The organism is Nocardiopsis moroccensis (assembly GCF_055763695.1).
Window position 1 is genome coordinate 194,895 of sequence record NZ_CP199747.1, and the last position, 22,590, is coordinate 217,484.

The following is a 22,590-nucleotide window of genomic DNA, read 5'->3' on the forward strand; positions in this document are numbered from 1 at the left end:
GGTCAGGGCTTTGCGCGGCCCGCTGTCGGCCGCGACCCGTCCTCAGCCACCCGCGGGCGCCTGGAGGTCGAACATCTCGGCCAGCGCCTCGTAGGAGGCGAAGCGGGCCTTCTTGTCGTAGATCATCGACGAGATCATCAGCTCGTCCACCCCCGTGTCGGCGACGAACTGGTCGATCTTCGGCTTCACGGTCTCCGGGGAACCCACGAAGGAGTAGCGCAGCATCATGTCCAGCTGCTCCTTCTCCCCGGGGCGCCACACCGTGTCCAGGGAGCTGCGCTCCACCGGCGGCTGCAGCAGGCCGCGCGCGTTGCGCAGGGTGCCCAGGAAGGCCTGCTGCATGGAGGTGAACAGGTTCTGCGCCTCGGCGTCGGTCTCGGCGACGAACACGTTGATCCCCGCCATCGTGTACGGCTGGGCGGCCTGCTCCGAGGGGGTGAAGCCCTCCCGGTAGGCGGCCAGGGCGTCGTAGAGGGCGTTCGGCGCGAAGTGCGAGGCGAACGCGTACGGCAGTCCCAGGTGCGCGGCGAGTTGGGCGCCGAACAGGCTGGAGCCGAGGATCCACAGCGGCACCCGCAGGCCCTCGCCGGGGACCGCGCGCACCGGCTGGCCGGGAGCGGCGGGCTCGAAGAACGCCTGGAGCTCCTGGACGTCCTGCGGGAAGGTCGAGGAGGAGCTGTTGTCGCGGCGCAGGGCGCGCATGGTGCGCGGGTCGGTGCCGGGGGCACGGCCCAGGCCGAGGTCGATCCGCCCCGGGTAGAGGGACTCCAGGGTGCCGAACTGCTCAGCGATGACCAGGGGCGAGTGGTTCGGGAGCATGACCCCGCCCGAACCCACCCGGATGGTGGACGTGCCCTCGGCGATGAAGCCGAGCGAGACCGAGGTGGCGGCGCTGGCGATGGCCCGCATGTTGTGGTGCTCGGACAGCCAGAAGCGGTTGTAACCCCAGCGCTCCAGGTTCTGGGCCAGCTCGCGGGCGTCGCGGATGGCCTCGCCGGGGGTGGAGCCCTCGACGATGCTGGCGTGGTCCAGGACGGACAGCGCGGGCCCGGCCGCGGGCGCGGCTCCGGTCGCCACCTCAGGCTTTCCAGCTGCTTCCGACATCTCAGTTACCCCCACTGACCTCGAATGTTCGACGATCGACGATCATCGAACATTGACGGTACACTCGGTGCCGGACGCATACCAAATCCCGTCCGCGCACCGGAGGCGGGTTATGGGAGCCCGGTGGAGGGGCCGACGGGCCTCCGGGCGGGTGACCGCAGTGGCCGAACGGCAGCGGAAGTGGAGGTGGGGGCTTGGTTTCCGGGGGAACACCCAAGGGGGTGTCCAGGGGGCAGGGGCACCCGGCTCTGGGCGACGTGGATCTGGTCACGGTCCTGTCCGCGCTCGCCGAACCCACCCGGCTGCGGATCGTGTGCATGCTCGCGGACTTCGAGGGCGAGCGGGCGTGGAAGGACATCGAACTGCCGATCGCGCAGTCGACCCTGAGCCACCACCTGAAGATCCTGCGCAACGCCGGTCTCGTGCAGAACCGGACCGAGGGCACGCGCTGCTACGTCTCGTTGCGCGACCACGAGGTCGAGGGACGGTTCCCCGGGCTGCTGGAGACGGTGCTGAACTGCCGGGAGCCGCAGGCGCCCTAGGGTCAGGGCGCGTGGCCACCGAACGCGGCCTGGGCGGCTCCAGTGGCCAGGACGCGTCATGTCTTCACTCACGCAGGCGCAACGAAGCCCGGACCCGTTGAGTTCCCGGTCCGGGGTCGGCTTTCTCCGCTCGGGCGGCCTGGTTCTGCGGTTCGGCAGAGGATGCCCCCCAGCCCTGGTTCCCCCTTGTTGCAGGACCGAGGGACATCCACCCCCCTTTTTTGAGACCGGGGTCTCCGTACCCTCCGTTCCCCTTGATGTCCCTCCGGTGGCCTTGCGGCCGGGAGGTGACCGGAGGATTCGGAGACCCCTTGGTGGCGAGTGGCACATCCACGTGCTTGGCGAACGTGAATTCCCCCGAATCCAATGCCCTCGCTCACGGGCGGGTTGATCCTTTCGGAAGTCCCCCTAAGTATTCACTTCCGCAAGGATCCTCCCTTTTCGGTCCGCCTTCTCCTCGTGTGACGAACGTGGGAAAGCGGGACCCTGTAGACGCACTATATCGCCTCGCGGAACCATTCTGCACCTGCTCCTCGGGCATGGCTGATGGCGAACGCGAACCATCCGACGAACCCCGAAAACGGACGAATGCACGGAACGACGTATGCGTCTTGTCGGTGTCGCGACTGCTGCGGGCGCAAAGCCCGCTTCGGTCTGCCGGCCGACGCTCTGAGTATGCCTGAGAACGCCGGTGGTCCGCAGGCGTTCAGTGGCAATTTACCAACTTGATTGTTCGGCGGGCCGGGGGAGCCGACCGTGCTGGGACCCGATGGTCCCGGATTGGTCGAAGCGGGTGGGGTGGATCGCCTTTTGTTGGCGGTTTGGGCTCTTAAGTGATCGCTTGGTGCCAGCCGGGCTGTCCCGTGCCTGCCCCGAGGCCACCGCGGGGCGAGTCGATCGCCGTTTCCGGGGGACGGGCCGGTTCGTGCGCGGGCGCTCGGGTCGTGGTGTGTCCGCCGGCCGCAGCGGCCGGGACGGTTCGCCTCGCGGCGGTGCCGGGACACGCTATTCGGAAGGTCGGAGCGGGATGCCGGAAAAACAGAAAATGCTTTCCTGAGTGGTTTTCCCGGGGGGGGCGAGAATTGTTCTCCGGGGCAGGAGAACGGCTGTTCAGGGTTCGGGGGTGCGCCCGACTCCCGTACTCGGCCGTCCCGACCCGCTCCGTGCCCCTGCCCCGTCGGCCCCGACCGGCCGGTGCCGTCCCGCCTCCGCGCGGGTCAAGGGATATGCGGGTCCCGCATGGGGGTCACTGTCCGACGGGCCCGCTGTCCGAGAGATCCGGGAGACAGGGGCGGAAGGGTCCCGGCGGTGCGGAAGGTGTGCTCCGGAGCGGGAGCAGGTGGCCGCGGCCCCGAGCGGCTCCGGGCGGACGTCGGCGGACCTGAGTGAAACGGCCGGTCAGGGGAAGGGATGAGGGGCAAAAACCCCGAAAATCGGGTGTTTCGTGGCACCATGTGTGCCTTCCCTGCATCACACCACCCGAACGACGCTCTGCGCTTCCCCCCGGCTTGGAGAGATCACCTGTGAAGATCGGCGATGAACTCGGCGGATACGAACTCCTGGAAGTACTCGGCAGGGGCGGGTTCGGCACGGTCTACCTCGGACGCGACAGCAGCGGTGCACTCGGCGCGGTCAAGGTGCTGCACCACCACTACGCCGACGACCCGACGTTCCGGGCCCGGTTCAGGGCCGAGGTCGAGAACAGCAAGAGGGTCGCGGAGTTCTGCATCGCCCGGGTGCTGGACGCCGACCCCGACGGGGATCCGCCGTGGGTGGTCACCGAGTACGTGGAGGGGCAGACCCTCCGGCAGGCCGTGCACGCCGACGGGGAGGACGGCGGCCCCCGCTCCGAGGGCGACCTCTACCGGATCGCCGTCGCCACCGCCACCGCGCTCACCGCCATCCACGCCTCCGGGGTGATCCACCGCGACTTCACCCCCTCCAACATCATGGTCGCCCCCGACGGCATCCGGGTGATCGACTTCGGGATCGCCCGCGCCCTGGAGAACAGCCCCGTCTCGGCGAGCGCCCTCCTGGGGACCCCGCGCTACATGGCACCCGAACAGTTCCTCGGCACCCGGGTCACCCCCGCGATCGACGTGTTCGCCTGGGGGTCGGTCATCGCCTTCGCCGGAACCGGCAAGGACGCCTTCGCCGGGGAGAACCTGGCGGTGACCCTGCGCAAGGTCCTGTTCGAGAAACCCGACCTCAAGGGCCTGCCCGAGAACCTCGCGGCGATCGTGCGCTGGTGCCTGTACAAGGACCCCCAATTGCGCCCCACCTCGGACCGGCTCCTCGCCACCCTCCTGGGCGTGGAGGAACCGGACAGCGGGAACTCCCCCGACATGCTGGCCGGTATCGGCGGGCGCCCCGGGCTCGACATCATGGCCATGGGCACACGCATCGGCCAGGGAAGCGGCACGATAGACATCTCCGCGATCCCGACCATCACCCACGCCCCGCCCGACCGGGACGAGCTCTTCGAATTCGGTGGGGAGTCCTACTCCAGCGTCGCCGCGCTCGCCCGGGGCATCCAGCGCGACTGGGAGAAGGCACTCGACCTCCTACGGAGCGCGCCGTTGCGGCAGGACCTGCTGCGCTGGTTACCGGAGGAGCGTGAGCAGGCCCGCCGGATCGTCGCCCAGCTCCCGGAGGACTGGGGCGGCGCCGACGTGCAGGCCGTCAACCTCATCGCCGAACTCGACCCGGCCCTGCCCCCGCTCTTCCACGGGCTCGACATGTCCTGGGGCGCCCTGTTCGGCACCCGGGACGGCAGGGCCTGGCCCTACCGGGACAGGGCGCACCAGCGCCTCGTCCACCTCGTGGAACACGGCAACCTTCTCGAGCCGTTCAGCCGCCACCACTGCGTCCAGACCGACCACGATTGCGGCACGGACCGCGGCTGCGGGCGGTTCGCCCGGGTCGCCCGCCAGGCCCCGGTCATGTTCGACACCCTGCGCAAGTGCGAGGCGTGGCTGGAGCAGCTCGGCAAGGGGTTCGGACTCGCCCCCGCCGAGATCCCGCCGCCGGGCCGCGGCGACCTGGTCCACATACTGGCCACCGACCGCCGGGCGGGCCAGGGGCCGCCCGAGCTGGCGGCTTGGGCGGTCAGGAGCATCCCGGAGGGTTCCGAACGCGACCAGGTGTACCGGGCCGTGCTCAACGCCGACGATCCCTGGCCCGCCGCGGTCGCCTTCCATGCCCACCGGGACGACTTCCGTGCGCTGGCCGAGCGGGTCGAGCAGGTGAACGAGTACCGCAGGGCGCAGCCGGAGGCGGAGCGGATCGCCGGGGAGAGGAAGCGCGTCACGGCCGAACTGGAACGGTTGGGGCGGCGCGACCCCGGGAGGCTGGTGCGGTTCTTCTACGGCCTGGGCACGGTGCTGGTGGTACTCGGTGTGCTGGCGGGCGTCGTGTACTGGGACAGCCTGGCACCCCTGGTGGTGGTTCTGGGGGTGGCCGGGGTGCTGTTCGGGGTGATCGGGGCGTTGATGGCCCGCGACCACGAACAGTCGGTGCGGCGGGTGCGCCGGGAGCTGGCCGATCTGCCGGAGGACGCGGAGCATCCGGTCGCGGGCCGCCCGGACGGGACGGACGGTACGGAGGCCGGATCCGCGGGCGGCGTGGAACCGGGCCCGTCGGCGGGGGCGGGGGAGCGCTCCGGCGAGGGGACCCTCGGGGAGGACCCGGAGGCCACGCTGGAGTGGTCCCCGAGCGGGGGCACCGCGCAGAACACGGCCGAGCGCGGCGACGAGCGGCTGGACGACTACCTGTAGGGGGCGGGGCCGACCGTGTTCAGATAGGCGTCCAGCCGGGTGGCCGCGGTGAGCATGGCGCGTCCCCGCGCGGTCAGCTTCCGCTGCCAGCCGTCCAGGGCTCCCGCCAGTTCGTCGGTGCCTCCGGCGGTGCGGATCTGGTGGACCACCGTGGCGATGTGCTCCAGCGGGTAGCCCCCGCGTCTGAGGAGGTGGGCGAGATCGGCGTCGCGGACGTCGTTCGCGCCGAAACCGCGGTACCCGGTCCCGGGGTCCCGCACGGGGGTGAGGATGCCGGCCTCCTCCCAGTTGCGCAGGGTCGCCGCGGTGACGCCGAGGCGGTGCGCGAGTTCGCCGATGGTGCGCAGGCCGGGGGCCCCGGGACGGCCCGGGGTGGCGCCCCCTTCCGCTCCGGGGTCGGGCTCCTGCTCCCGGGCGGTCGCGGTCAGGTGGCCCACGGCCTCGCGTACGGCGTCGAGGGTCCGTCTGTCGCGGAGCAGCTGGGCGTGGCCGTGGTCGATGACCGTGAAGGCGTGGTCGAGGTCCCCCTCGTGGATCGCGTGCATGATCCGGCCGCCGTACGCGTACCCGAACGCCGCGACCAGGGCCAGGTAGGCGCGGAGCGCCGCCGCGTGCACCTCGGTGTAGACCCGGTATCCGCTGCTGGTGCGTTCGGCGGGCGGGATGAACCCGTCCCGCTCGTAGTTGCGGACCGCCTGGGCCGAGAGGCCGTGCTCGCGGGCGAGGTCGGAGGGTCGCAAGGATCTCCCCTGTTCGAGGCTTCGGGGCGCGGGCTGCTGTTCGCACGTGTGGAGGTCTCAACAGTACTTCCGGGCAGGCGCTCGGGGCTTAGGTTCTAGTGGTTGTCGCAACACTCCTGCTAGGGAGTGCGATGGATTTCAAGATCCGGAACCGATCCGTCAACCGGGGTCGCCGTAAGCTGACCGATGAGCGACGCGTCTACCTTGAGCTCGTGCAGCAAGGCGTGAGTAGTCAGGAAGCGTGCCGGATCGTCGGGATCAACTATCGGACCGGGAAGCGATGGCGTAACGGCCGCGCCCCGTCCGCAAGGACCGGCGGGGCTCCACCGATCACCACGGTGGAGCCCTCCGGCCCCTCGCGCTACCTGCATGAAGCCGACCGGATCCACATCGCCGACCGGCTGAGGGAAAAGGCCACCATCCGGCAGATCGCCGCGGAGCTGGACCGCGCCCCCTCCACGATCAGCCGGGAAATCCGCCGCAATCGGCACCCGGTCAACGGCCAGTACCGCCCGCACGCGGCCCAGGCCCGGGCCGAGGCCCGCCGTCCCCGCCCCAAGAGGGGGAAGATCGGCCACACCCCCCTTCTTCGGGACTTCATCCAGGACCGCCTCGACAAGAAGTGGAGCCCTGAACAGATCTGTCAGGCTCTGCGGATAGCCTTTCCCGGCCAACCGGAGCTGCACGTGGTCCACGAGACGATCTACCAGGCCCTCTACGTCCAAGGCCGAGGCGAACTCCGCCGAGAGTTGGCCAAGGCGCTGCGATCGGGCCGGGCACGCCGCAAACCGCGCCGCCAAGCCCAGCAGCGCACCCCGCGGTTCTCCACCCCGATGGTGATGATCAGCGAGCGCCCCGCGGAGGTCGAGGACCGGGCCGTGCCCGGTCACTGGGAGGGCGACCTGATCATCGGCAAGGACGGGGCATCGGCCATCGGCACCCTGGTTGAACGCGCCACGCGCTACGTGATGCTCGTGCACCTGCCCCACGGCCGCAGCGCGGAGCACGTCCGTGACGCCCTGGCGGACACCGTCCAACGCCTGCCCACTCATCTGGTGCGGTCGCTGACCTGGGACCAGGGCAGCGAGATGGCCTCCCACGGCTCCTTCACGGTCGCCACGGACGTCCCGGTCTACTTCTGCGACCCGGCCAGTCCTTGGCAGCGCGGCTCGAACGAAAACACCAACGGTCTGCTGCGGCAGTACTTCCCCAAGGGCACCGACCTGACCCTCCACAACCGGGAGCGCCTTGAGGCGGTCGCGGCCGAGCTCAACGGCCGCCCACGCAAAACGCTCGGCTGGGAAACCCCAGCCGAGCGCTTGCATAAACTACTCGCGGCCTGAACCGACTGACCACGTGTTGCAACGATCCCTAGAAACCGCCGGGGGCGTCCGGGGCCGCTTCACACGGGGGAGGGGCCGGGCGGGGTGCGGGTCAGCAGGAGGAAACTCCCGCCCTGGCCGAGGACCAGACCGAGGTTGGCCAGCGCGTAGGCCCACCAGAGCCAGGTCAGGCCGCCCGCCGCGGCCACGGGGAAGGCGGCCAGGGCCAGCAGGCCGAAGCACACCGCGAAGGCGTACAGGGTCGGGGTGGTGCGCTTGAGCGCGAGCAGACCCATTCCGGGCATCGCCTGCGCACCGTCGGCGAGGACGACCACGAACACGGCCGGGAGCAGCGCGGTGACCAGCGCCACGACCTCCGGGTCGGGGGTCAGGGCCCCGATGGCCGGGCCGACGGCCGCCCCGATCAGGAGCATGATCAGTGCGATGACCGGCAGCGCCAGGGCCAGCCCGGCGAGCAGTGTCCGCCTGACCTCGGCGAACCCCTCGTCTGCGCGGGCCACCTCCCCTGCGGGGGAGGAGCGGCCGGGAGCCGGGGAGGTGTTCCGGGGCTCCGCCCGCGCGGCGCGGGCCATGAACGGGACCGCGGCCTGGCCGGTCGCGGTCGCGGGCAGGAAGACGAAGGTCGCCAGGGTCACCATGACCTGGTGGGCGGCGGCCTCGGTGGATCCGGTCCGGGCCACCGCCATCGCGAGTAGGCCCAGCACCCCGAACTTGATGAGCATCGTCGAACCCATGGGCAGGCCGACCCGGGCGATGTGCCAGATCCCCGCCCAGTCCGGGGAGCCCGGGCCGAGGTTCTGCCCGGCCAGGACGGTTCCGCGCCGTAGCAGGGTGTGGGCCACGGCCGTGACCGCGAGCGCGGTCAGCAGGACGGCGAGCCCCGCGCCGGTGGCGCCCAGCCCCAGTACCAGGACCAGTGCGGGCACCAGCACCACCGACAGGGCGGTGCCGACCAGGCCCACCGTCATCGCCTGTCCGGAGCGCCCCAGGCCGATGAGCAGGGTGGTCGCACAGGCCTGGAAGGCGTTGGCGAGCAGGGCGAGCGCCATCAGGTACGGGAGGAGGCCGAAGGCCGCCACCGTCTGGTCGGGGACCCCGATCAGACGGGCGACCAACGGGACCGAGGCCACGACGGCGCCGCCGAGGAGGCCGATGCACAGGGCCGGCCAGAGGGCGTTGCGGACGGTGGGGGCGAGCGCGGCCGGATCCTCGGCGTTGCCCGCCACGAAGGGCATGGAACCGCGCAGCGCGCCCTGGACCACCATGGAGGCGGGGTTGTACAGGGCGACGGTCATCGCGTAGGCGGCGAGTACGGCGGTCCCGGTATGGCCGAGAACGCCCGCTGTGACCATGGTCCCGAAGACCGTGGCGGCCATGGAGAGATAGAGCGGAAAGGCCTTTCCGGCGATGTTACCGACGAGTTGGGGGAAGGCTGGCCGGGGTTCCCCGGAGAGTGGGGCCACGGGTCCCGGCGCTGCGGCTGCGGCGGGGGCTTCGTGCGGGGGCCCCGACGGGGATCCCGGCTGCTGCCCGGGGGTGTGATCGGTGGCGCCCCGTGGGCGTTCGTCGGCCATGGCTTTCCTGTCGACGCGGTCTCGGAGGTTTCCCGAAAAAGTTATCAGCGCCTTTTTCGAAGGTTCCTTGATTTTTTGCTTCGGTGCTCGCTGTGTGTTCTGATCGAGGATTTACCCTTTCTCGGAAAGGTGTTTTCACGGGTGGGTGTGCTCCCCGGACCGTGGGGGATGACCGCAGGTGCGGACGGTCGTCGCGGAGCAGGCCGTAGGACGGCCGGCGGGCCGGCCCCGCCCGGATCCGGGGCGGAAGTGACCAGAAGCGGCCAGTGCGGTCAGCGATGACGGTGTGACCGGGGATGTTCTTGTGGTTTCGGAACGGGTACGCGCACGAACCCGGGCCGCGCTCCGGCCGGGGCGCGGCAGGGGCGGGAGACGGCCGCGGAACGGATCCGGCGGCAGGCGAGGGGCGGTGGCGCGGGCCGGGGCGGGTGGTTGGCGGCGGACTGCACCGATTTCCTTTCCTTCTCATAACGGACTCACCGAGGGTGCCCGTCGGGCGCGGCCCCGGAGTCCGCTCCGCAAGCCGCTCCGGGCCGGACGCGCAAAAGGCGCGGGGCCTTGGCGAACAGGCGCTTCCGGTGCCCCGGGCGGGGCACGAGGGCCTCGGGGCGAAGGGGCGCGAGCCGGTGTGAATCGGTCCCGCGCGTACACGGAAAAGGGGGATCCCGGCATCGGGTGCCCCGCAAATTAGGTAGATTCACAGAACCACGGGATCGAATGTGCTATCCCGGCACAGCCCACCACAACCGTCCCTGATGTGTGGAAAGCTGCCCCCAATGGACTTTTCCCTTCCCGCTCTGCCGCCGAACGTCACCCCTCTGACCGACGGCGACCCGCTCCAGGTGGGCCGCTACCGGCTGATCGGGCGTCTGGGCGCCGATGCCATGGGCACCCTCTTCGCCGGGGTCTCACCTGACCACGAGCCGACGGCTCTCATGATCGCCGGTACCGAGTGGGCCTCCGAATCCGGTGTGAGCGGTGAGGCCGTGTCCGCGCGCCTGTTCGGCGGTGTGTGCGCGGTGGGCGTGCGGGACAGCGGCACCCACGAGGGGCGCCCGTGGTCCGCGATCGCGTACGCGCCCGGTCTCGGGCTGCAGCAGCACGTGCGGGTACACGGGCGCCTGAGCGGTGACGCACTGCTGGTGCTGGCAGCCGGGATCGCCGAGGCGCTCGCGGCCATCCACGCCGCGGGCACCGTGCACGGTGACATGCGGCCCGGCAACGTGGTGGCCTCCGCTGACGGCCCCAAGGTGCTGGACTTCGGGATCACGGCGCGGATCGACGGTGCCGCGCCCGTGCAGAGCGCCAAGAGCCTGGGCTGGCTGGCCCCCGAACGCTACGAGGGCACGGACGCGTCCCGGGCCTCCGACGTCCACGGCTGGGCCTGCCTGGTGGTGTTGGCGGCCACCGGAGAGCCGCCGTTCGGGACCTCCCCGGCCGGGCACACCCCGGGGCGGATCCCCGGGCAGATCCTGTGGGAGATGGCCCGCCGGGCACGTGAGGCCCGCGTTGACCTGAGAGCGCTCCCGCAGGAGCTGCGTCCGCTGCTCGAACGCGCGTTCTCCCCGGATCCGGCCCAGCGCCCCTCCGCGGAGGACGCGTACCTGGAATGCCTGCTGATGCTCGGTATCGACGAGCAGGCCACCGCCGAGACCTGGCCGGAGGAGCTCCGCGCGCTCATCGGACAGCACTGGCCGGTCCCCGACCTGAGCTGGCACGACCCGGCCCGGTGGACCGACGCCGCGCTCGCCCTGGAACAGGAGCGCGCGAGGGCCGGCTCCGGAGGCGCCGGGGACCGGGAGGCCCCCGACGCTCCAGGGGGACAGGGCACCGCCGCGGGTGCCGGTTCGGGGGCCGCCGCGAACGAGGAGTGGGGTCCGGAATCGGCCGCCGAGGCCTACGGCCACCCGCCCGCCCGGCTCTCCGTCGGTCAGAACGGGCCCGTCCCGGGGCTGAGCAGCTCCGGCAGGACAGGGACGGCCCAGGACCAGGGGGCAGCCGCCTACCTGTTCGGACCCGCGCAGACCGGAGAACAGGACCTGTCCGCGATGGGCGACGGGATCGACCCCGACGACGGGGAGGCGACCGGCCGCGGAAGCAGGCTCGGTGTGTGGCTCGGCGTGGGCGCACTCGGCATGGCCGCGGCCCTCGGCGGCGGCTACCTGCTGTTCGATTCCCTGAAGGAGTCACCCGCCGACACCGTCGTCGCCGAGGAGCCCACGGCGGACCCGGACGGGGCCGGCACAGGGGACGACGAGGATCCCGGGGACGCGGCCGCCCCCGGGGCTCCGGACTGCGACGACGCCGAACGTGTGGGAGGCCAGCAGGCGCACGCGCCCTGGCGCCCCTTCAACCCCGAAGCGGCCTCCCCGGACGTGTACGCCGCGCTCCTCACCCCGGGGCCCGAGGGCCAACCGAACACCAACCCCGAGGCCTGGCCGTTCGTCTCCCCGCTCGACCACGACACGGTCGACTTCGGCCTGGTCTCCACGGGCCTGGAGGCCTTCCCGGTGGTGAGCGTGTGCATGACCGGGGTACGGGACACCGGTTCGGGGGTCGAGTTCACGGCGGAACTCACCTACCACCCGAACGTGGGCTCCCACCCGGTGTACGCGGAGGACTTCCTGACACTCACGCCGCTCGACCCGCAGATCAGCGGCGGGTCGGAGCGGGAGGTGATCCGCGGCGGGAGCGGCAGTGAGTTCAGCGTCCCGTGGACGACGCTGGCGGTGCTGGATCCGGAGAACCCCTCCGCCGAGGTCACCGTGCAGATCCAGGGCGCCCCGGGCCGGGCCGGGGTGGCCTACCGGCCCGCGGCGTACTCGGGCGCGCTGGCCGGTGACGTGAGCGGGCACTGCTACGACGTGGACGGCACTCTGGAGTGGCGCGACCAGGACCGGCTGGGTTCGGAGTTCTTCGCCCTGCCGGGCGGTGCGCCGGGCGAGAGCGACATGACACAGTGCCCGGCCGGCGAAGGTGACGGCGCCGGGAACTGACGGAACGGTCGGCGCCGACCGTTCCGCGGCCCGACCACGGACGCCTTGACCCCCGACCGGGCAGCTGCCTATATTGCTCGTGCGTCGCGTGCGTCCGACCAAAGAGCAGTGGGCCGGTCGGATCGTATGGAGGCGCCTTGACATGTTCGGGGAGCCAATCGTGGGCACACACTTCGCGTACCGAATCTGAGCGGCTGAGCCGTTCGCGGCGCTGGTGAGGTGCGGCCGTCGAGACCGCGGGGCCCAGCGGCCCGTGGAGTCCGGCGTGCGCCCGGCCCCGGCCCGTGTACCGGCCGTTCGACCGCCTGTCGGCACAGGCAGACGATTCCGGCGGTCTCCCCGAACACACTCCCGGTGCACCCGGCCGCACGGTCTTGTGCCGCTCCGCCCCGGCGCACCGGACCACACGCTTTCGCTCTGCCGTGTTCCTGCCCTGCGCGCAGGCGAACCGTGCCACAGGTGTGCCCGGCGGGGACGACCGCCTCCACAGAATCCGGTGAGAGGACCGTCCCTTGACGGAGAACGACCAGAACAATCCGAACAACGAGAACCCCGACGACGAGACCGCCGCCGTGGCGGCCACGGGCGGGGGCCGGGCCGGCCGGGGCGCGCGGCCCGAGGAGGGGGAACGGGCGCCCGCACCGGCACCGTACCCGCGCTCCGAACCGGTGGTGAGCCCGTGGAACGAGCCGGTGGTCGAGGAGTTCCGCACCAACGGCGGCCGCGTGGGCGGCCTGTTCGAGGGCGGCGACCTGCTGCTGCTCACCACCACCGGGGCGCGTTCGGGCCGGGAGTACACCACCCCGCTCGGCTTCCTGCGGATCGACGGCCGCGTCTACGTGGTGGGTTCCGCGGGCGGCTCACCCAGGCACCCCGACTGGTACCGCAACCTGCTCGCCCACCCGATGGCGTTCGTGGAGATGCCGGGCGACGACAGCCACGAAGCCGTCGCCGTACCCGTGGAGGGGGAGGAGCGGGACCGGGTCTTCCAGGAGATCGTCCGCCGCGAACCCGGGTTCGGCGAGTACCAGGAGCAGGTGGAGCGGCGGCTGCCGGTGGTGGAGCTGCAGCGCTCCGACGTCTCCGGCCCCGCCGAGGTCAAAAACCTGGCGGACAAGCTGTTCCAGATCCACGCGTGGCTGCGCGGCCAGCTGGTCCACGTGCGCAGGGAGGCGGAGCTGTACCTGGCCGCACGGGGGTCCGCCGGGGCGGCGCACCAGGTGGGGCTGAACCTGCAGATCCGCCAGCACTGCCTGGCCTTCTGCGAGTCCCTGCACTTCCACCACACCAGCGAGGACACGGCGTTCCCGCAGCTCGCCGAGGGCTTCCCCCACCTGCGGGAACCGGTGGAGCGGCTGATCGCCGAACACCGCGCTCTCGACCGGCTCCGGGGTGAACTGGAAGGTCTGCTCACCGACCTGGGGGCGGCGGACCCCGTGCGGTTCATGGCGGAACTGGACCGGCTGACCGAGGAACTCCGAGCCCACCTGGAGTTCGAGGAAGAGGCGCTCATCCCCACCCTGTCCGAGATCCCGTTCCCGCCCCCGGGACCCGCGCAGTAGCGGCCGCGGGGTGTGGCCGGGGCCCGGCCACACCCCGCGAAGCGCACACCGAACGCCTCCGGGGCGTTCGGTGGACGCCCCTAACCACCGAGGATGGTGCCGAGATTGACCTCGGTGCCCAGGAACATCGAACCGACGATGAGGATCAGCAGGCCCGGAAGCAGGGTCACCGCGGTCACCATCGTCACCCTCGGGTTGAGCTGCTGGGCCTTGCGGCGCATGTACTGGGCGTCGGCCCGGCGCATGTCCCTGCTGATGTTCACCAGGGTGTCGCTCAGCGGGGCGCCCAGCTCCTCGGCCTGCTGGATGGCGGTGACGAACTTGCTCAGCGAATCGTTGCGGTTGCGGCGGCGCAGGGAGTCGAAGGCCTCCCGGCGGGAGATGCCCAGCTCCATCTGGCGGAGCGCGATCGTGAACTCGTCCGCCAGCACGCCCGGCATCGACGCCGCGACCCGGCCGACCGCGGCGCGGAACGACATCCCCGCGCTCACCGTGACCGCGAGTACGTCCAGGAAGTCCGGTAGCTGCGTCTGCACCTGGTCGGCGCGCTCCTGGGTCTGCACGTACAGGTTCAGGTCGGTCAGGCCCATGAACGCCACCGCGAACAGGGCCAGGAACGGGCTGCTGTCCGAGACGAGCACCAGCAGCGCGAGCGTGCCGTAGATGGTGATCTCGCCGATCTTGCGCTGCACGTACCGTTCGGCGGTCAGCCCGTCCGGGCGCCCCGCCGCCTCGATTCGGGCGGCGATCGACTTCTTCTGCTTCGTGCTCAGCGAGGCCAGTACCGAACGGGAGAAGGGGCGCCCGATCGCCTCGGTGATCCGGTGCAGGAAGAAGGTCTCGTCGCTCTTGGTGCGCACCGGGGCCTCGACCGGGTCGTCCACCGGGACCCGCGTCTGCGACAGGGTCAGGTACAGGCCGTAGACGCCGACCAGTACGACCAGGGCGGAGGCGAGCGCGGCCGCGAGGGGCAGAAGGTTCATCGGGGGTGTCCTTCGGGGCGGAGGGCGGGTTGCGGGGAGGGTTCGCGGCTACAACCTGAACTTGGTGATCCGGGAGACCAGCACGAAACCGACGGTGAACAGCGCCGCCACGACCAACAGCACCGCGATACCGGCCGCGCTGCCGGTCATCGTGCGCATGATCCCCGGCTGGATCGCGTTGATCAGGAACAGCGCGCCCACCGACATGAACCCGAGGGCCCACACGGTGGAGGTCGTCTCGCTGAGGATGGTCCGCACCTCGCGCCGGGTCTCCTTGCGGCTCTCCAGGGTGGCGGAGATGTTGCGCAACGCGGTGACCAGGGAACCACCGGACCTGGAAGCCACCAGCAGAGTGGACAGCAGTACACCGAGCTCCCGGGAGGGCATACGTTCGCGCAGGTCGGAGATGGCCTCCTCGAAGGTCGCGCCGAGCTTCATCGACTCCGCCAGCCGACCGAGCTCCTCACCGGCCGGACCGTCCAGCTCGTCCGCCGCGATCGCCACCGCGGTCGGCAGCGCCAGCCCGGCCGAGGTCGCGTTGCCCAGGACCCGGGCCAGATCGGGTAGTTGGTTGGTGAACTCCTCGCGCCGCTTGGCCTCGGCCCGGCGCAGGTAGGAGAAGAACAGGAACGCCACCCCGACGGCGGCCAGCAGTCCGAAGAACGGAGCCAGCACCTGCCAGACCACCACGACCGCCAGCAGGGAACCGGCGACCAGGGCCGCGACGAACGTGACCGGGCGTACGTCCGTGCCGGAACGGGCCAGCCTGCGACTGAGCCGGGCCCCCCACTGGGTGCGGTGCAGCTTGGCGTCCAGCCTGGCCATGGGGGTGGAGGCGGCGTAGTCCGCCTGCGCCAGGGCGCTGCGGGAGGCGATCATCCGCCGTTGCTCGGCACTGGTCACGAACTCTCGGACCGCCCACAGCACCAGCAGCAGAACCAGGGCGAGGCCGCCGAGGATGGCCGCTATCTGCCAGTTCACCCGGTCTCCCTTCGGGTCGAGGTCGTCCGGACGGACGCGGTGCGGGCGCTCACCGGCGGCCCTGGGTTCGTTCGTCGGCGACGACCCCGAACGAGGAGGGGATGCTCTCGCCCACCTGGTAGATCCGACCGGCGACATGGCGCGGCAGCGGGTAGTGCCGGAACTGCCCCTGCACGGCGCGGTCGGGGTTCATCGGCAGCGCGGCGAACTCCATCAGCCGGTCGAGGCGGAACTCCTCGCGTCTGCGCGAGGACACCACGGCGATCTCGTTGATCCGCCGTGAGCCGTCCGGCCAGCGGCCCAGGTGCACGATGGCGTCCACCGCGTTGTTGATCTGGTCGCGGATCGCCTCGTAGGGGATCTGGCCCTCACCCATGGTCGCCAGGGTCTGCAACCGGTGGATGGCGTCGTCCGCGGAGTTGGAGTGCACCGTCACCAGGGATCCGTCGTGGCCGGTGTTCATCGCCTGGAGCATGTCGATGGTCTCGGAGCCCCGGACCTCACCGACGATGATGCGGTCCGGGCGCATCCGCAGGGCGTTGCGCACCAGGTCGCGGATGGCGATCGCCCCCCGCCCCTCGATGTTGGCGGGGCGCGACTCCAGGCGCACCACGTGCTCCTGCATGAGCTGGAGTTCCGCGGAGTCCTCGATCGTGACGATCCGTTCGCTGCTGGGGACGAAGGCCGACAGCGCGTTGAGGAAGGTCGTCTTACCGGTGCCGGTACCGCCCGACACCACGATGTTGAACCGGGCCCGCACCATCGCCGACAACAGCACGCCGGTGGCCTGGTCCAGGCTGCCCATCCGGACCAGGTCCTCGATGGGGTAGGGCTTGGGGAAGCGCCGGATGGTCAGGACCGGCCCGGACAGCGACAGCGGGGGGATGATCACGTTGACCCGTTCGCCGCTGGGCAGGCGGGCGTCCACCATCGGCGAGGACTCGTCCACCCGCCGGTTGACCAGCGAGACGATGCGGTCGATGGTCTGGTAGAGCTGTTCCTCGCCGTTGAAGGCGGCGTCGACGCGCTCCATTCGGCCGCCGCGTTCCACGAACACGTTGTCGGGCCCGTTGACCATGATCTCGGTGATGCTCTCATCGGCCAGCAGCGGCTCCAGCACACCCAGCCCCAGGGCCTCGTCCACGACCCTGCGGATCAGCACCGAACGCTCGCGGTCCGACAGCACCGGGCCCTCACGGGACAGGATGTGCCCGACGACCTTCTCCAGCCGGACCCGGCGCTGGGCCAGGGTCAGCCGGGTCAGGTCCTCCAGGTTGATCTCCTTCAGCAGGCGGCGGCGCCAGTGCGTCACGCTGCTGCGGTCCGCGCGGTCCTCGCCGGCGCGGTCCTCCTCCAACCGGTCCTTCAGCCCCATGTTCCTCGTCTCCTCCCTTGGCGGTGCCGTGGTGGTGCGGGGGCTCCCGCTCCGCCTCACACGTTCGGCATGTCCACCCGCCGGGTCAGCGCCAGGTCGAACCCCACCGACGAGAACACGATCGGCAGCGGGTGCGAGACCTCGACGTAGTAACCGTCACTGTCGTTGGTGCCGCTGGTGACGGTCGCGTCGTCCAACCAGTCGGGCAGGGCGCTGCGTGCCGTCGCCTCGGCGCCCGTCAGCTGTTCGGTTCCGGCCACCCGGGCCCCGGCCCGGGCCGCCGACTCGATCCGTTCCATAGCCACGAAGGCCAGGAAGGCCTCGATCGCCACCACCACGGCGAACAGCAGGATCGGCAGGATCGCGGCGAACTCCAGGATGGGGCCGCCCCGGTCGCGGTCCCGGTCGGGGACGCGACCGAACAGCAGGCGGCGGGGCCTGCGGCCGACCAGCCGTCGGTGGGGCCGGCGTGCGGTGGACGGTCCGGTCACCGGTCCGCCTCCCCCGGGGCGGGCAGTCCGCGCGGAGTGACCTCGGTGACGACCTTCGCCTCACCGGTGATCTGCCACGGGCCAGACGTGCCGGGCAGGAACACCGGCATGTCCAGGCTCACCCGGGCGTAGCGCCCGCCGTCGCGTTCGACGATCTCGGTGGACAGCACGTCCTCGGCGTCCCAGGGCGCCCGTACCCGTTTACGCGCCTCCTCGTCGATGCGTTCGAGGTCGTCCGGGGTGACCGCGGCCTGCCGGGCCGCCTCGGCGGCCCCGTGGGAGGCGTACATGGCGGTGACGCCGAGCAGCAGCACCTGCCAGACCAGGGCCAGCGCCAGCATCATGAACGGCACCATCGCGGCGAACTCCACGAAGACCGCGCCACGGTCGTGCCCGGAGCGCCGAGAACCACGGCGGCCCCGAGTACCCCGCGTTCGCCCCGGGCCCCGGCGGTCCTCAGCCACCGAAACCTCCCCTCGGTCCCGGTGACCCTTGCCCCCAGGGGTCGGACGTGCCCGTCCGGGGCCCGTACCCGTTGACCTGCTGCGGGCCCGAGGCGTCGAGGAAGCCGGACACGTCGCGGGTCGAGGGGCCGGTCTGCGTACCGGGCGCGCGTGAGGCCAGCGCGGCCAGCCCCGGGGGGAGACCGCCGGAGGCCGTGGCGTTGCCGATCCTGCTGCCACTGCCGCCGGCGGTCGGCGGTGCGAGCAGGTCCAGCTCCGAGGCGAGCCGGGCGAAGGCCTTGCGCAGCCCCTCGTCGGTCACCTTGGTGGGGTCGCCGTTGTTCTCGCCCGGTTCCAGCGCCCGATAGGCGGCGGGGACGGGGGTGCGCAGCACCTTGGTCCCCAACAACTGCTGCAGGAAGTCCGGCTGGATCTCGTTCTTGCGGCTGTGCCGGGTGACCAGCGAGTACACGTCCTCGTGGGAACGGATCTGCAGCCGTTCCCACATCGCCATCAGCCGCTGCGCGCCGCGCAGCGCGGGGACGTCCGGGGTCACCGTGACCACCGCGCTGTCGGCCAGTTCCACGGCCATCGCGGTCGCCTCGTTCATGTTGGATCCGCAGTCCACGATCACCATCTCGTACCGCGAGCGCAGGGCGCTCAGGATCCGGCGGGTGGCCCGTGCGTCGACGTCCTCGCCGCGTTCACCGTGCTCCGGCGCCAGCAGCACGTGCGGGCCGCGCGGGTCCACGTAGAGGGTTTCGGAGAGCATGCCGGGGCTGATGTCGTCGGCGGCGTCCACCAGGTCCGCGATGGATCTGCGGTGCTGGAGGTTGAGGAAGGCGGGCAGGTCGCCGGCCTGCAGGTCCAGGTCGACCAGGCACACCACCCGGTCCCGCCGGGCCGCGGCCATCGCCAGGTGTACGGCGCAGGTGGTGGTGCCCACCCCGCCCTTGGCGCCGCTGACCGTCACGATCCGGCCGCGCACCCCCGAGGCCGGCAGGTCGAACGCCGCCGATTCCAGGTGGCGCCGGAGGGTACGCGACCACTCCGCGGCCTTGGCGATCCGCGTCTCCAGCTCGGCCAGCCCGGAGTCGGCGGAGAGCACGCCCCGGGCGCCCGCCTCCATGGCCCCGGTGAACGTCTCCTGGTCCATGGCGGAGGAGACGAGCAGGATCGCCAACTGCGGGTGCCGGTGCGACAGGTCGCGGACGGTCTCCAGGACCGGTGCGGGGCCCAGGTCCTGGTGGACCAGGACCACGTCGAGCTCGGGGTACTCGCCGGCCCCGTTGATCAGGTCCGTGCCCGTGCGCCGGGTGGCCACGAGGTCGGCCGCGGCCAGTTCCTCGAAACGCGCGGCGAACACCATCTCCGTCTCGGATGTGGGCATCCCCGCCAGGACTCGGAAGTTCACCGGTACCTACTCCCCCTGCGGCGTACGCCGCTCTTCGGTCTGTTCACCATCGGATGGTTGCGTTCCCTGGTCGTCGGCGATCTCCTCGATGATCTCGTCGAAGTCACCACTGCACACCTGGGGTTCTCCGGCGTCTCCACCGCCGGCGGCGCTGACCAGGGCCAACCGGAGCTTGGTGGAGAACTCCTCGGCGTAGGCCAGCTGGAGGGCGGCCTGCGGGTCGAGCCGGAAGGTCACCGGGACCACGCCGGTCACCCCGCCGCCCTCCTCCTCCTGGCTGCGCAGCTCCCCGATGTCGAGGACCTCCACCTCGGTGATGACCCGGGTCGCGCAGGCCTCACCGTGGTCGCGCGCCTGGAAGGTGCCGTAGATGTCCACGACCGAACCGCGCTGCACCTTGCCCGCCACCCCGGTCTCGGCGTTGACCATGATGGCGATCTCACGCTCCCCGGTGGTCAGGGTGGGCTGCGGCTCGACCATGCCGCGCTGCAGGATGGCCCCGGCCTCCAGGTGGGTGGAGGCCACCAGCTCCTGGCCGGAGGGGGTGTCGACGTCGGACAGGTCGGTGATGAAGACCTCCGGGTCGAAGTAGGCGGCGGGGACCTCGACCCTTTCGACCGAGTCCTGGCCGATCGGCTGGTAGGCCTCCACGGGTTCGGCCAGACGCAGGACGGTGGAGAACCGGCCCATCTGTTCCTGTTGGCTGTTGAGGTAGGCGAAGACGGAGGCGAACACGGCGACGGCGCCGATAGCGGCCACGACCATGAGCAGGACACCGCGTCGCTGACGGGGGTTCATAGGGGGTGGTTTCCGTTTCCAGTGTCGTCGTGGGCCGTCCGCCCGGGGACGGAGCGGCGGGGCCCTAGCGGGAGTAGGTCCGTGGCGGGTCCGGCTGCGGGGCGCGGCCCGGGAACGCCGGGCCCTCGGGTGGGGCGAGGGGTCCGTGTCCCGGGGGAGGGGCGTGCCCGTTGGCCGGTCCGGCGGCTGTGGCGGGGCGGTGCTCGGGCGGTGCGGGGGCGGCGGGGTTCCCGGGCGGTGCCGCGACGCCGGCCCGCCCGTCGCGGTGCCGTACGGGGTTCCCTTCCGGCACAGGGTGTCCGTTCGGGGGTCGGGAGTGTGCGCCGTGGGCCGCGGCGGGGCCCGGGCGGGGTGCCTGGGCGGAACCCGTGGTCGAGTTGGCCGAACAGAAGGGGCAGGGTTTGGCGGACATGGGTTCACCGCACCAGGAACAGGCGCTCGCCCTGATGGAGCCGGCGGCGTAGGCGAGGGCCTGCGGGTGGGCGCTCAACGCCACGAACTCCACGTATTTGGCGGTGCCCCAGTAGGTGCTGCCGAGGGGTTGGGCGGGCAGGAGTCGGGTGGCCACGGGCTGCACGGCCCGGGGCAGGTTCTCGTCGAACACTCCGGTGATGCCCGGGTCCGGGGTGGAGTACAACAGCTGTACCGGCTGGACCGGGCGGAAGGGCAGCCCGGCCGCGACCTCGGCCGGGCGCAGCCGGCCCACCTGTGCGGTGGGGGCGCAGTAGGCGAGGAAGGACACCGTGGGCGCGTACGAGCCCATGTGCTGGCGCAGGCTCGTGGGCAGGGTGGAGAGCCCGGAGACCGTACGCAGCCAGGCTCCGGCCAGCAGGTGTTTGGGGAGCTCTTCGCAGAGCGCCGCGACCACGCCCGGTGGCAGGTAGGGGGACAGGTAGGCGAGTTGGTCGGCGACCAGGGACAGGGCCAGGGGGGACAGGTCGACGCCGATCCCGGCGATGTGGTCGGTGCGCAGGGAGCCCCGGGCGAAGTTGACCGCCCGCTGGGCGTCCGAGGCCTGCCAGGCCGGGTAGAGCGCGACGACCTTGCGGCCCGCGCCCACCTCCTGCCTGGCGAAGGCGACGAAGGCGGCGCTGCGCGCGCCGACACCGTCACCCCGCATGGTGAACCGTCGGGCTCCGGCCTCGCCCACGTGGCCCGTGCTGGGGATGTCCGCCAACAGGGCTACGGTCGTCGCCGACCGAGGTAGGGCATTGGACACTGGGAAAGCTCCATCGGATCTACGCACTCGGACGGTTTCGGATGCTGCAGAGGCGCCCCGCGTCTGTAGGTGCCACTCGCACGCATCGTAACTAATGGGTGTGGCGGAGCGGGAGGTCCGGTATTCCCCGCCTTGGGAAACGGGTGTTGTGGCGCGGTTCCGTTTCCGCCGGGGGGACGGCGTGGCCCGGTCGGCGGCGTCAGGCCTCCGATGCTGGCAGGGAGGTCCGGATTCCGGTGCCCGCATCTGGCGTACCTCGTAGGGGAGTGGACGGAGATGGCCGCATGTGGCCACCCGATGTTGCACCTTTTTTACTAAAAGTTCTTTTCTATCCCTTTGTTTTTGTCTCGTGGGTCGAACCGTCGTGCTGGTCGGCGGCTCAGGGCCGAAGGGGCGGACCCGCTCCGGGGCAGAGGGTCCGGGGGAGGCGGAAGGAAAGGGTGTCGCCCATCCAAGGATGCCTCCCCGTGCCGGGCCCCACCAGGGCCACCGGCCATCCCTGTGGACAATCCGTCGTGGAAGTGCCCCCGGCGGCGTGAAAGGAGCCACGCGCGCCCCACCGGCACCATCCATCACGGACCGGGGAGCGGGGTGAGCGGCGGTGGCGAGGTCGGGTGTGGTGGCACGTGCGTCTCGTTCGGGGTTGTCCTCCCCGGCAACGGGAACGAATCAGGGGGACTTCGCGTCATATCTTGAGAAGTCACATGCCCCCTGAGGAGACGAACACGATGCGCAAGGCAAACCGGGCCGCGGCCGGCGCGGCCGCTTGGCAGGTCATCCAGAACACCGACGGCCGGGTCTCCGTGTGGCAGCGCGCCCGCGCGGTTCCGCGCATGATCGGGGCGAAGCTGCGCGGCCGCTACCACGAACTCAGCGGCGGCAAGCTCTTCATGATGCTGGTGCTGGTCGGCTACGTCGTCTCCCCGATCGACTTCGTCCCCGAGTTGATCCTCTCGGTCTTCGGCCTGGTCGACGACATCGCCGTCGCCGTGTGGCTGACCACCATGGCGCTGGGCGAGAGCGAGCGCTTTGTCATCTGGGAGCGCGAGCACCGGGCCCAGGAAGCCTTCGACCGGGCCAACCCGCACGGGTCCCACACCCACGCCGACCAGCGGGGCCAGCACCCCGGACAGCCCGGGCAGAGCGCCCCGCAGGGCCGGTAGTCCGGTCAGGAAGACGGGAGCCCGGGCGGGCCGGACCTTCCTCGCCGAGGCGTACACGGGCCGGCCGATCCCGGTGACCGACCCCT

At 71.3% G+C, this 22,590-nt stretch carries 17 protein-coding genes; 6 read left to right on the forward strand and 11 right to left on the reverse strand.

Annotation, left to right across the window (positions count from 1 at the left end):
• Window positions 1-42: 42 nt before the first annotated feature.
• Window positions 43-1,104 carry an LLM class flavin-dependent oxidoreductase gene (locus tag ACUKCB_RS00810; protein WP_473038526.1) on the reverse strand — a complete coding sequence of 354 codons (1,062 nt, stop codon included), beginning with the start codon at window positions 1,102-1,104 and terminating at the stop codon, window positions 43-45.
• A gap of 257 nt (window positions 1,105-1,361) precedes the next feature.
• Between ACUKCB_RS00810 and ACUKCB_RS00815 the strand changes: the two genes are divergently transcribed.
• Both ACUKCB_RS00815 and ACUKCB_RS00820 read left to right on the forward strand, forming a co-directional pair.
• Entirely contained in the window at window positions 1,362-1,646 is a 285-nt protein-coding gene (locus ACUKCB_RS00815; protein ID WP_473040877.1) for an ArsR/SmtB family transcription factor, read from the forward strand.
• 1,523 nt (window positions 1,647-3,169) lie between these two features.
• Complete coding sequence (locus tag ACUKCB_RS00820) at window positions 3,170-5,422, forward strand: serine/threonine-protein kinase (RefSeq protein ID WP_473038527.1); 2,253 nt, start codon at window positions 3,170-3,172, stop codon at window positions 5,420-5,422.
• Here ACUKCB_RS00820 and ACUKCB_RS00825 read toward each other — a convergent pair.
• Complete coding sequence (locus tag ACUKCB_RS00825; RefSeq protein ID WP_473038528.1) at window positions 5,413-6,162, reverse strand: TioE family transcriptional regulator; 750 nt, start codon at window positions 6,160-6,162, stop codon at window positions 5,413-5,415. The two genes, ACUKCB_RS00820 and ACUKCB_RS00825, sit on opposite strands and share 10 nt — an antisense overlap.
• 131 nt (window positions 6,163-6,293) lie before the next feature.
• Here ACUKCB_RS00825 and ACUKCB_RS00830 point away from each other — a divergent pair, with 131 nt between their 5' ends.
• Window positions 6,294-7,505, forward strand: coding sequence for an IS30 family transposase (locus ACUKCB_RS00830; protein ID WP_473037630.1), 1,212 nt, complete (start codon window positions 6,294-6,296; stop codon window positions 7,503-7,505).
• Between the two features lie 59 nt (window positions 7,506-7,564).
• On the opposite strand, the gene ACUKCB_RS00835 is transcribed toward ACUKCB_RS00830, so the two are convergent.
• Entirely contained in the window at window positions 7,565-8,881 is a 1,317-nt protein-coding gene (locus ACUKCB_RS00835; RefSeq protein ID WP_473038529.1) for an MATE family efflux transporter, read from the reverse strand.
• A 974-nt stretch (window positions 8,882-9,855) separates the two neighbouring features.
• Here ACUKCB_RS00835 and ACUKCB_RS00840 point away from each other — a divergent pair.
• Window positions 9,856-12,075 carry a serine/threonine protein kinase gene (locus ACUKCB_RS00840; RefSeq protein WP_473038530.1) on the forward strand — a complete coding sequence of 740 codons (2,220 nt, stop codon included), beginning with the start codon at window positions 9,856-9,858 and terminating at the stop codon, window positions 12,073-12,075.
• 512 nt (window positions 12,076-12,587) lie between these two features.
• Entirely contained in the window at window positions 12,588-13,637 is a 1,050-nt protein-coding gene (locus ACUKCB_RS00845) for a nitroreductase/quinone reductase family protein (protein ID WP_473038531.1), read from the forward strand.
• 80 nt (window positions 13,638-13,717) lie between these two features.
• Here ACUKCB_RS00845 and ACUKCB_RS00850 read toward each other — a convergent pair whose 3' ends face one another.
• From ACUKCB_RS00850 to ACUKCB_RS00885, 8 genes are all read right to left on the reverse strand, one after another.
• Window positions 13,718-14,620, reverse strand: coding sequence for a type II secretion system F family protein (locus tag ACUKCB_RS00850; protein ID WP_473038532.1), 903 nt, complete (start codon window positions 14,618-14,620; stop codon window positions 13,718-13,720).
• 48 nt (window positions 14,621-14,668) lie between these two features.
• A complete protein-coding gene (locus ACUKCB_RS00855) occupies window positions 14,669-15,601 on the reverse strand; it encodes a type II secretion system F family protein (protein ID WP_473038533.1) in 933 nt (310 codons plus the stop codon).
• Between the two features lie 49 nt (window positions 15,602-15,650).
• Window positions 15,651-16,976, reverse strand: a complete 1,326-nt coding sequence (locus tag ACUKCB_RS00860; protein ID WP_473038534.1) for a CpaF family protein — start codon at window positions 16,974-16,976, stop codon at window positions 15,651-15,653.
• Between the two features lie 56 nt (window positions 16,977-17,032).
• Window positions 17,033-17,467, reverse strand: a complete 435-nt coding sequence (locus ACUKCB_RS00865; RefSeq protein WP_473038535.1) for a TadE/TadG family type IV pilus assembly protein — start codon at window positions 17,465-17,467, stop codon at window positions 17,033-17,035.
• Window positions 17,464-17,931 carry a pilus assembly protein gene (locus tag ACUKCB_RS00870; protein WP_473038536.1) on the reverse strand — a complete coding sequence of 156 codons (468 nt, stop codon included), beginning with the start codon at window positions 17,929-17,931 and terminating at the stop codon, window positions 17,464-17,466. The genes ACUKCB_RS00865 and ACUKCB_RS00870 overlap by 4 nt, the downstream gene beginning before the upstream one ends.
• Window positions 17,924-19,324, reverse strand: coding sequence for a CpaE/TadZ family protein (locus ACUKCB_RS00875; protein ID WP_473038537.1), 1,401 nt, complete (start codon window positions 19,322-19,324; stop codon window positions 17,924-17,926). The genes ACUKCB_RS00870 and ACUKCB_RS00875 overlap by 8 nt, the downstream gene beginning before the upstream one ends.
• Window positions 19,325-19,330: 6 nt before the next feature.
• On the reverse strand, window positions 19,331-20,122 hold the full coding sequence (cpaB, locus tag ACUKCB_RS00880) for a Flp pilus assembly protein CpaB (protein ID WP_473038538.1): 792 nt from the start codon (window positions 20,120-20,122) through the stop codon (window positions 19,331-19,333).
• A 64-nt stretch (window positions 20,123-20,186) separates the two neighbouring features.
• Window positions 20,187-21,299 carry a hypothetical protein gene (locus tag ACUKCB_RS00885; protein WP_473038540.1) on the reverse strand — a complete coding sequence of 371 codons (1,113 nt, stop codon included), beginning with the start codon at window positions 21,297-21,299 and terminating at the stop codon, window positions 20,187-20,189.
• A 770-nt stretch (window positions 21,300-22,069) separates the two neighbouring features.
• Between ACUKCB_RS00885 and ACUKCB_RS00890 the strand changes: the two genes are divergently transcribed.
• The gene (locus ACUKCB_RS00890) at window positions 22,070-22,504 is read left to right on the forward strand and encodes a YkvA family protein (RefSeq protein ID WP_473038541.1); all 435 of its coding nucleotides are present in this window, start codon (window positions 22,070-22,072) and stop codon (window positions 22,502-22,504) included.
• The last annotated feature ends 86 nt before the right edge of the window (window positions 22,505-22,590 follow it).